10 protein-coding genes and 1 pseudogene are annotated in these 9,615 nt (G+C 60.8%); 5 read left to right on the plus strand and 6 right to left on the minus strand.

All coding sequences use genetic code 11. The annotated features are described in order from the left end of the window. The first annotated feature begins 173 nt into the window (after nt 1-173). A complete protein-coding gene (locus NF876_RS12685) occupies nt 174-1,292 on the plus strand; it encodes an MFS transporter (protein WP_262269154.1) in 1,119 nt (372 codons plus the stop codon). A gap of 51 nt (nt 1,293-1,343) precedes the next feature. Beyond that, nucleotides 1,344-1,748, plus strand: coding sequence for a VOC family protein (locus tag NF876_RS12690; protein ID WP_262269155.1), 405 nt, complete (start codon nt 1,344-1,346; stop codon nt 1,746-1,748). A 119-nt stretch (nt 1,749-1,867) separates the two neighbouring features. Here NF876_RS12690 and NF876_RS12695 read toward each other — a convergent pair whose 3' ends face one another. Then, nucleotides 1,868-2,032, minus strand: coding sequence for a hypothetical protein (locus NF876_RS12695; protein ID WP_262269156.1), 165 nt, complete (start codon nt 2,030-2,032; stop codon nt 1,868-1,870). Here NF876_RS12695 and NF876_RS12700 point away from each other — a divergent pair. Further along, nucleotides 1,980-2,165: pseudogene (locus tag NF876_RS12700) on the plus strand (LysR family transcriptional regulator); the annotation flags it as partial. The gene NF876_RS12695 and the pseudogene NF876_RS12700 overlap by 53 nt on opposite strands. An 801-nt stretch (nt 2,166-2,966) precedes the next feature. Here NF876_RS12700 and NF876_RS12705 read toward each other — a convergent pair. From NF876_RS12705 to NF876_RS12725, 5 genes are all read right to left on the minus strand, one after another. Then, nucleotides 2,967-3,497: a VOC family protein gene (locus NF876_RS12705; protein ID WP_262269157.1), complete on the minus strand. Its 531-nt coding sequence runs from the start codon at nt 3,495-3,497 to the stop codon at nt 2,967-2,969. 62 nt (nt 3,498-3,559) lie between these two features. Further along, nucleotides 3,560-4,408, minus strand: a complete 849-nt coding sequence (locus NF876_RS12710) for an alpha/beta fold hydrolase (RefSeq protein ID WP_262269158.1) — start codon at nt 4,406-4,408, stop codon at nt 3,560-3,562. A 50-nt stretch (nt 4,409-4,458) separates the two neighbouring features. Next, on the minus strand, nt 4,459-5,283 hold the full coding sequence (locus NF876_RS12715) for an oxidoreductase (RefSeq protein ID WP_262269159.1): 825 nt from the start codon (nt 5,281-5,283) through the stop codon (nt 4,459-4,461). A gap of 163 nt (nt 5,284-5,446) precedes the next feature. Further along, nucleotides 5,447-6,844 carry an FAD-containing oxidoreductase gene (locus NF876_RS12720; protein ID WP_262269160.1) on the minus strand — a complete coding sequence of 466 codons (1,398 nt, stop codon included), beginning with the start codon at nt 6,842-6,844 and terminating at the stop codon, nt 5,447-5,449. Nucleotides 6,845-7,034: 190 nt separating this feature from the next. Beyond that, nucleotides 7,035-7,631, minus strand: coding sequence for a DUF308 domain-containing protein (locus NF876_RS12725; protein ID WP_262269161.1), 597 nt, complete (start codon nt 7,629-7,631; stop codon nt 7,035-7,037). A gap of 432 nt (nt 7,632-8,063) precedes the next feature. Between NF876_RS12725 and NF876_RS12730 the strand changes: the two genes are divergently transcribed. Then, nucleotides 8,064-8,993 carry a LysR substrate-binding domain-containing protein gene (locus NF876_RS12730; RefSeq protein WP_262269162.1) on the plus strand — a complete coding sequence of 310 codons (930 nt, stop codon included), beginning with the start codon at nt 8,064-8,066 and terminating at the stop codon, nt 8,991-8,993. Nucleotides 8,994-9,488: 495 nt separating this feature from the next. Next, on the plus strand, nt 9,489-9,615 hold a 127-nt coding region (locus tag NF876_RS12735), incomplete at its 3' end, for a phage integrase N-terminal SAM-like domain-containing protein (RefSeq protein ID WP_262269165.1).

Below are 9,615 nucleotides of genomic sequence, written 5' to 3' on the forward strand. Positions count from 1 at the left end.
TGCGTCTCCGGATAGCAGCGGGCCTCGGCCAGGCCGTCCTCTCTCGCCCGGAGACGATGCGACAAGCGGCCTTCCAGAACTTAAAAATGGCTTCAATCATGCTCGCATCTCCTTGAGATCGGCGAGAGGGTCCCATCACGGGCTTCCGTCGTAGTGTCGTCTTCGCCCTGCTGATGCTCTGCGCAGTCCTGTCCCTGGCAGGTATCGACCTCATCCTGCCGGCCGTGCCGGCGCTGTCAGCGATCTTTGTGACAACCCAAGCCACCGCTCAGCTCGTGCTGGCCTCCTACGTCGCCGGCACGGCCGTAGGCCTCCTGCTCTTCGGGGCCTTGGCAGATCGCGTATCCCTGCGAACCCTGGTTGCATCCTCGCTCTCGGTCTTTGCAGTCGCATCGCTGGCTTGCGCCCTCTCACCGGACATCTGGACCTTGGTCGTGCTGCGCTTCGTTCAGGGCACCGCATCGGCGGCCGCACCTGTCTTCGGACCCACCATCATCAGGCGGATCTTCAGCGAGACGGCCGGGGTTCATGCCATTGGCTTAATCGGCAGCGTCGGATCCCTCGTGCCTGCCCTCGCGCCCATCCTCGGCGTCTTTCTCCTCGCCAAGTTTGGTTGGCAACGCTCGTTCGCGCTTGTTGGAGTTATAGCGATCGTCGCGGCAGCGCTGATCTTCGTACTGGGGCTGCCGCAACAGCCGAAGGCGGCTGGTGCGCAGGGCAGTTACGGGGCGCTCCTTCTGGACCCTATATTCATGCGGTCTGCACTGTCACAGGCCATGACATTGGCCGGCTTGGTTGTCTTCGTCTTAGGCGCCCCGGCCGTGATCGTCGGGACCATGGACGGCACGCTCGATCACTTCATTGCCATGCAGGTGTGCGGCGTCCTCGGCTTCATCGCTGCGGCCAATCTGACGTCGCGCTTCGCCGAGTGGTGGGGCACCGAGCGTATCATCTTCGTCGGGACCCCCATGGCCCTGGCAAGCGCCATCATGATCCTGGCCTATGCTCTCGCTGGCGGGAACGACAGAACACTGCTTCCCGCCTTGTTCCTGCCGATGAACGTGGGTCTGGGACTTCGTGGCCCACTTGGGTTCTATCGCGGGATCGTCGCGTCCGGCACCAACAGCGCTCGCGGCTCGGCTCTGATCGCTTTCTTCATCCTGGCCATACCCGTTTGGGCGCGATCATCGCCGCGCCTTTTGTTCACCAGGTCTGTGGGCCCTCGGTCTAGTGACCGGCGCGATCCATGCCTTGTCCGTCGGCTTGGTTCGGCTGCTGCCCAGAATGCCTGAGACGAGCTGACAGCCTTATGATGCAAGATGGATCTGACACGGGAGATTGGTTTGAAGCAGAGCATCGCGCATATTGCCCTCGTGGTCCGCGACTACGATGAGGCCATCGATTTTTATGTCAACAAGCTCGGGTTCGCGCTGGTCGAAGACACATACCAGCCGGAGCAGGACAAGCGTTGGGTTGTCGTTCGCCCCCAAGGCGACGGAACGACGTCCCTGCTTCTGGCCCGTGCCTCCACTCCCCACCAGGAGACATTCATCGGCAACCAGGCCGGCGGCCGCGTTTTCCTGTTCCTTCGGACCGATGACTTTCAGAGGGACTATGCTGCGATGGTTGGGCAGGGCATCAAGTTCGTTCGCGAGCCAAAGCAGGCTCCCTATGGCACTGTCGCTGTGTTCGAGGATCTGTACGGCAACCTTTGGGATCTTGTTCAGTTCACGCACGGTCGGGACTGAGGGGCCAGAAGACCGGATCTCTCCGAACAGAAACTATGGAATGTGGCGTCGACTCGACGGGCTCTTCTGCGCAATGGCCCTTGCTGCCATGTCGTCGTCGTTTCCGCCATCAGCTCATCTCATTCGAGCGTCCGCGCCTCGTCCAACCGGGAGAGCCCGTCGGGATTGCGCATGATGTAGATCCGGGTAACGGCGCCCCACTCGTCATAGGCAAGGGAGATCGAGGCCTGTGCCGCTGTCCTGCCGCGACCATTGGGCGATGCGCTCCACAGAGTCGAGCGCATCGACCTCGGCGAAGATCCACCCGACCGCGACACCTGGGTTGGCTATCACCGGGACATGAGACGGTTAGCTCGGCTCCGGGCCCTTCTCGATCTCGTAATCGAAAAGCTGGCGGACAAGAGCGCCAGACGCTAGTGCCCCGAACATATCCGCTCAGTGCAGCCGGCTTGAAACAGGTCTGTTTTAGCATAGACAGCTGTAATGCAGCAGTACAACCAATGAGCCGAACGTGCGGCGACGGCTTCCTTCAGATTGCTACCCTTGTTAGTACATGCTTACGATCCCGAATTGATCTAAGATGAAGTATAGGACACATCTAGACCTTTGGCCAATTGGACACAATATTCTCAACCGGCCCATGCCTGTGACGTTTAGATCGTTCGTGAGTGCTTTGGGACTTAAGCCTCATGTGCTGCTCGGATTGCCGAAGTCCGCACCGGGTCAATCTCTCACGGGCCGGTTGTCCAACGAACGTCCGCACATGAGTGTGAGCCTTTGTGAAAACTCGACCCGCGTCGATGGTGGCGAACTATAAGTACAATTTCGTGCCGGTGCACCGTGATTTCCTCGGTCTGCCAAGGGTTGCGGGACACAAAAGTGCGCCAAAGCAGCGCCTGTCAGCGTTTTCACAGAGGCTCTAGTGTCGAAACGGACTAAACGCTTACGTCTTAGGGCAGGTTCGGGGAACGACCTTGCAACCGTAGAGCGACCACAATGGGCACATTTCTGATCGGCCGCTCCGGGGCCGCAAGCGATCTGTCCGCGTTCGGAAAGGCGAGGCACACGCGCGGACGAACGTGAAGCTCCTCCGGATAGGCTGACGTCCGGCGCGGTCGATCCGTCACGACAGCCTTCGCGGCTGCGCATTCGTCGAACCTTCCGACAGCGTGAGCATCGCCGCGACTTAATTGATGCCGGTCCCTTTTCCCGCCCTGCTCAGTCCTCGTCCTGCCACCTGCGCAGATCCGTCTGGTCATGATAGGCCATGGGGTCCGGCGTGGTGATGAATTCCATCGTCGTGCCCCAGGGCATCCGGCAGTAGCAGACTTTGTTTCCAAGACCTTTCTCGGTTGCATACGGGATGGCCCGCGGCGCGGTGAGAGGGGTGCCTCCAGCCTTTTCGAAGCGCTCGACCGATGCGTCGATGTCGTCCGTGTAAAGAGCGAAATGCGTGATACCAAAGTCGCTCGCCCGGATCGGCTGGGCTTGCTCAGGGCCGTGCATTTCGAAGAGCTCGATATCTGGTCCGGTTCCGATCTTGACCATCGCCTGCGCGCGCACGACCGTCCCCGGGGAAGCGCCGACGGCCCGCTCGAATTCGGTTCCCTGCCGCGGCGGATCCTGCGGTCCGAATGACTGGTAGATCACTTGGCCGCCGAAGGCTTCCGTCAGGAACAATTTTGCTGCATCGATGTCGGGTACCGTGATGCCGATATGATTGATGCCACGAATGACTGGTGCGGTCATGACAGTGTTTCCTTTCCTATTTAGTCGATCCGCCCGGCCCACGAAGGCGCGGGCGCAGAGTCTCAATTGGCCTTGAGGAAATCGCTCAGAGCGGCCGCGACTTCATCCGGACGCTCGTCCGCGACATAGTGGCTGCACCGCGCGATCGAGCCGCCCGTCACATTGGTGGCAAACTCATTGAGCATCGGCACCATCTGCGCGCCGAAGCGCTGGTCCCCACCCAGGCCAAGCACCGGAATGTCGAGCGGCTGCTTCTTATACTCGAGCGCAGCTGCATGATCGGCGGCGAGGGTGCGATACCATTCCATGCCGCCACGCGTGCGGCCAGGAAGAGCCATCGCCTTGGCGTAGATCTCTATGTCCGCCGGATTGAAGGTGCTGTGATCGTAGAACCGCTCTGCCATGAAGGTCGAAACATAGTCATATTCACGGCCATGGATAAGGCGCTCGGGTAGATCCCGGTTCATATGGAAGCTGAAATGCCAGAGCCTCGCGATCGTCGCCTCCCACTCGGTCCAGCCGGGAAGCGGAACGTCGAGGACGGCGAGATGCGTGACAGCCTCTCGATAAAGCGCCGCCTGCGGCAGCGCCACCATGCCGCCGACGTCGTGTCCGCACACGGCATAGCGTTCGTGCCCGAGCGCAACCATGACTTCATGCGCGTCGCGCGCCATCGTCGCCTTGTCGTAGCCGTCGAGCGGACAGTCGGAAAAGCCCGCGCCGCGCAGATCGATGGCCACCACGCTGAAATGCTCGGCCAGCAGCGGCATCACATGGTGCCATTCCCACCATGTTTCGGGCCAGCCGTGAAGCAGAAGGATCGGCGGGCCTGAGCCTCCCGCGACGGCGTTGATCTTGATGCCATTCACCGGCACCAGCTGCTGGGTAAACCCGCTCAAAGCTGCGATCATCTTTGCTTTCCAATCGATGTTAACGATCAAACAGGGCGCGTGGCCAGCTCTCAGGGCCGGTCGAAATCGGTGGCCATCGTGATGTCGCGCCAGGCATCGATATCGCTGCGAAAGGCAGCCAGCTTTCGCTCTGCGATCGCGTGCGCGGCCGGGCCGAGCGGCAGGTGAAGCGGGGCGTCATCGGCATCGACGGCCCGCAGAATCACCGCGACCGCCTTGTCGGGATCGCCCGCCTGATTGCCGTCATTGGTTTCGCGATAGGGCTTGCGCGAGCTTGCGGCGTATTCCGGCATCTCATTGGCCGCCATCGTGATCGAGCGGCCAAGAAAATCGGTACGAAAGGGCCCTGGTTGGACGATCAGAACGCGAATGCCCAACGGTTTCAGCTCGCCGGCGAGCGCTTCGGAAATCCCCTCCACGGCAAACTTGGCGGCGTGGTAGTAACCGCCGCCGCCGCGACCCTCGATGCCCGCACCGGACGACATGTTGATGATCGTCCCGCGGGAACGTCGAAGGATGGGAAGGGCGGCTTTGGTGGTTTCGATCAGACCGAAAACGTTCACCTCGAACATAGGCCGATATTCTTCGGGAGTACCTTCCTCGATTGCGCCGAACAGTCCATAACCGGCATTGTTCACGAGCACGTCAAACCCGCCGAATGTCTCGACTGCCTTGCTGACCGCTGATCTGGCAGCCGCCGCATCCGTCACGTCGAGCGGCAACGTGATCATGCGGCTGGCGAAGGGTGCCGCCATCTCTTTGATGGATTCGACATTGCGAGCGGTCGCGATGACCTGGTCGCCGCGCTGTGCCGCGGCTAGGGCAAGGCGCCGTCCGAAGCCGCTCGAGCAGCCAGTAATGAGCCAAGTCTTCATTGCTTCTTCTCCGAATTGCTTCCAGACGACGCCAGAGTCCGTCCTCTCCACGGACAGTGAGGTCGGACATGATCGACCAATCCATTTCCTCAAGCCCGGCCGAGACAGCCTTGCTCAGCCGCTCGCGAACGGCCTCGAGTCCCAATGGGCAGTGTCCTCGAAATCAGTCATCTTCCGCGCTCCCGACCGGCTTCAAGTCAAGCAGTGCCGTCGGAACAAGCTCCGACACGGTCGGATGGATGGGGACCGCCCAGCGCAGCTTGTCGATCGACTGATCGGCATTCATCATGTCGAGGATGCCGTGGATCGCCTCGTCGCCGCCAGTCCCGAGGATCGCGGCACCTAGGATGCGGCGCGCGTCCGCGTCGGCCACAATTTTCATGAAGCCCTGGCTTTCGCCCTTCTCAACCGCGCGCCCAACACGGACCATGGCGCGCTTGGAGTGAAACAGCCGCCGGCCGCTCTTCGCCGCCTCGGTCTCGGTCATTCCGACCCTGCCGAGCGGGGGATCGATGTAGAGGGCATAGCCCGTCAACCGCTGGCTGACGCGACGATCCTCGCCATCGAGTAGATTGGCGGCGACGATCTCGAAGTCGTTATAGGCAGTGTGGGTGAAGGCCCCGCGGCCGTTGCAGTCGCCGAGCGCGTAGACATCCGGAAGATTGGTCTGCAAGTGGTCGTCGACGGTGATGTAGCCGCGGACATCCGTCACAATGCCGGCCGCTTCAAGCCCAAGATCATCGGTATTGGGCCTGCGGCCGACAGCCATCAGGACATGGCTGCCGATCGCAGGCGCATTATTTCTCTCGCAGTCGACCGAAACGGCGATGTCGCCGTCATGGCGCTTGAAGCCAATGCAGTCGGCTCCAGTCCGGACGGTGATGCCTTCGCGTTCGAGGATCGCCCGAACTTCTTCGGAGATGTCCGGATCCTCTCGCGCGATCAGCCGATCCATACGTTCGATGATCGTGACCTGGGCGCCGAAACGCCGGTACATTTGTGCGAATTCGAGGCCGATATAGCTGCCGCCGACTACGATTAGGTGGCGCGGGAGGGTGTCGAGCGCTACCACGTCCGTGTTGGTCATTACGGGCACGTCCCTCACCCCTGGCATGTTGGGCACGACGGCTCGCCCGCCGACGTTGATGAAGATGCGGGGCGCCGTCAACGCTTGCCCATCCACCATGACGGTGTGTGCGCTCACGAAGCGGGCATGGCCGCGGATCAGCTCGACATTGGCCATGCCTGCGAGCCATGTCTCGTTGTCCGCTCGTGAGTCGAGGATCACCTTCCTGGCGCGTGCCGCGACGGCGGGCATGTCGACTGAGACCGGTCCCTTTACGGTGAAGCCATAGTCCAAGCCGCGACGCGCGGTGTGCGCGGCGTAGGCGCTCGCGATCAGCGTCTTGGTCGGCTTGCAGCCCGTGTTGACACAGGTGCCGCCAACGAGGTGGCGCTCGATGATTGCCACCCTCATGCCGGCACCGTTCAGCCTACCGGCGAGCGACGGCCCTGCCTGACCGGCGCCGATGATGATCGCGTCGAATTCGCGTATGCTCATAACCACTACTCCCAAGTGGTCGCGCCCAAGGGTTGCAAGATGGTGGCATCGAGGCTTCGATGTTCTCAGGTGTCCGGATGGCGCGTTGGCAGCTCGGGGGTTCGGATGTGCGCTGTCGCTCGGGGCTTAGAAGCAGCGCACGTGGGCCGGGACCGGAGCTGCGGTTCGAAGGCGTGGCTGGCGCCGCGCCTTAGCTCGCGGTGCGAAGCCCGCCTTTTCGGGCATCGCTGATGGTGAGCCATATGGCCGAGACGGCGAAATAAAAGGCGCCGAACGCTGCATAGGGGGCTATGTTGGCGATGCCGACCGGGTCTGGTCCGTAAGCCATGAAGATCATGAAGACGCCTGCAAGGGCGGACTGGGCGCCGCTCAGGATCATCGCCCACTGGGCGCCGAAGGATTTCCAGCGGCCAACGGCGGTTGCAAGCTGGAAGATGCCGGAGAAGCCGGCCCAGATGCCAATGACGACCAGCACGCTGTTCAAGCTGCTGCCGAGTGCGACGGCGACGGCGACGGCGATTGCTGTGAGAATGCTGAAGATGAAGTTGAGCAACTGCGACTTGTTGCGGCGGAGGCCCCCGCTGCGCTGGGCATCGATAAAGTTGGCGATGGCATCCCAAGCGGGATAGGCGACGAGCATGACCGCAGCGAGCGAGGGATTGCTCTTGGCGACTGAAATGGCGATCAGGACCCAGGCTGCCGAGAAAGCGAATCGGGTGAAATAGTAACGCTTGAGCCAGCCTGAGGCGGACGGGGCGGGTTGGTGTTCGACCGTCTGCGTAACCATGTCGGGTCTCCTACAATTGTCTGTCAGTCAGATAGGGGACGGATCGTTGGCGCGGAAATCGTTTGTTTAAATACCAGCAATTCAGCTCAGACATTCCTCACAGGGTCACGTGATCATCAGCCCTTGCCGCGAGGGCTCCGAGTCCATTTGTCGTTCGCCAACGCCCCCACGATGTCTGCAGACAGGGCTCACTGTTTGAATTGAGAGATCGTCGTTCTCAAGCGCCCAAATCCTTTCGTGCACGTGCGACCCACCCGTTATTCAGGTTCATCGGCACCGCCCTATCCGCTGACAATCTGGCATGCCGTAACAACTTATCGTTACAATGACGAGGCCGGCACCGTGCAAACCAGGTAGCTTATTTGCATTAGCGCTCGAAAGGACCTAAAAACCGGAAACCCTCGCTCATACGGGCGCATATTGGGGGAGCGGATGCATCTTCGAGGGCTCGATCTCAATCTTCTGGTTGCACTCGATGCGCTCCTCACAGAAAGGAATGTCACCCGCGCCGCGGAGCGCATTCACATCTCTCAGCCCGGGATGAGCGCAGCGCTGCGGAAGTTGCGCCACCATTTTGCCGATCCGCTGCTAGAGCAAATCGGCCGCAATCTCGAGTTGACCGCAAGGGGCCGCGCTCTCGCCGACCCTGTCAAGACTATTCTCTCTCAGGTCGGCGAGCTTAGTGATCGATCGACCAGCTTCGATGCGTCGGCGGCGCGACGTGTTTTTCGGATTTCTGCGACAACGTACTGCTGCGAGCTTCTGGCCACGCATTTGATATCTCGGCTGCGGGAGATCGCTCCGCTGGTCAGCGTGCAATTCGAGGAGTTGTTGGCAGATACCCCCGACCGCATTCTGGATGGTCAGATCGACTTCGTGATCACAATCTCAGCCAGACTGCTCGACAAAATGCAGGCCTATGATGAGTTCATGCGGTCGGAGAAACTATTCACCGACAGGTTCGTTGTGGCGATCTCCAAAGATACTGCGCACAGCGCGGAGACCATCACCTTCGACGAGCTATGTGGGATGGGATATATCGAGACTCGGTTCGGCGGCGTCATCGCTGGCGTCGCTGAGCAGCTTTGGCGGCAGCAGCCTAAGCAGCCGCACACATGCGGTTGGCTGCCGAACTTCCACCTCACTTTGAATACGGTCGGCAGGACTGATATGGTGACGATCCTGCCATCGCTGCTGGTTGCCATGCAGGGCGACCGCTACAATGTGAGAGCGCTTCCCGTGCCCTTCGAGATGCCAATCATCGAGGAACGGCTCTACTGGCACCGGCGGAACGACAGTGATCCCGGCCACCTATGGATGAAACGGACGCTCGAAGAGGTCGCTGCCAGTTTCATAACCTGAGACTGACGATCACGCGACGCCGCAGCGCAATCTTCCAGAAATCATCGCGCCGAGCGAAAGCTATGCACAGGACGGTCTTACGGTTCTACCTGGGATGTATTTCGCCATCCTGGACTTCGGCTCGACTCGAAAATCTGAGATAATTTTGGCAGTCTCCGACGAGCTCCGCGTTGGCGAACACATCGTTGAACGCTCACTGGGCTTCGGCCGCCTCATGTGTGCCGTCCGAAAATAGCTTGGCGTATCGGTTGGCGTGGTCTCCTTATGACCGCTTCTAAGTTACAATCAGTTGAACTGGAACGATCGAAACGGGGGCGCAAAACGGCCATTCGCCATACGAAAGGCAAAGGGCGACTTTGGGTCAAAGGACTAAACCGCTGCCGCGGTAGGCTCTGCCGGCTCTGTCGGCGTCTGGAACGATCATAGAGGTCACGCCGGGACGTGTCCGGCCTGAGAATGGAGAGGTTTCCTCCCCCCTCAGGACAGGAGCCTCCCATGACCCACGCGTCCGTCAGCCCTCTCCGTCAGCGCCTGATCGACGACATGACGATCCGCCATTTCGCCCCACGCACCCAGGATGCTTACATCCGCGCCATCCGCCGCTTCAGCGCCTTCCTTGGCG

The organism is Microvirga yunnanensis, assembly GCF_025460875.1.

What these genes read in the sequence shown, in the direction of transcription:
- NF876_RS12695 (WP_262269156.1), bottom strand. Translation starts at nt 2,032, where the DNA reads ATGCGCTCGACTCTGTGGAGCGCATCGCCCAATGGTCGCGGCAGGACA.
- NF876_RS12705 (WP_262269157.1), bottom strand. Translation starts at nt 3,497, where the DNA reads ATGACCGCACCAGTCATTCGTGGCATCAATCATATCGGCATCACGGTA.
- NF876_RS12730 (WP_262269162.1), top strand. Translation starts at nt 8,064, where the DNA reads ATGCATCTTCGAGGGCTCGATCTCAATCTTCTGGTTGCACTCGATGCG.
- NF876_RS12710 (WP_262269158.1), bottom strand. Translation starts at nt 4,408, where the DNA reads ATGATCGCAGCTTTGAGCGGGTTTACCCAGCAGCTGGTGCCGGTGAAT.
- NF876_RS12720 (WP_262269160.1), bottom strand. Translation starts at nt 6,844, where the DNA reads ATGAGCATACGCGAATTCGACGCGATCATCATCGGCGCCGGTCAGGCA.
- NF876_RS12685 (WP_262269154.1), top strand. Translation starts at nt 174, where the DNA reads ATGCTCTGCGCAGTCCTGTCCCTGGCAGGTATCGACCTCATCCTGCCG.
- NF876_RS12715 (WP_262269159.1), bottom strand. Translation starts at nt 5,283, where the DNA reads ATGAAGACTTGGCTCATTACTGGCTGCTCGAGCGGCTTCGGACGGCGC.
- NF876_RS12725 (WP_262269161.1), bottom strand. Translation starts at nt 7,631, where the DNA reads ATGGTTACGCAGACGGTCGAACACCAACCCGCCCCGTCCGCCTCAGGC.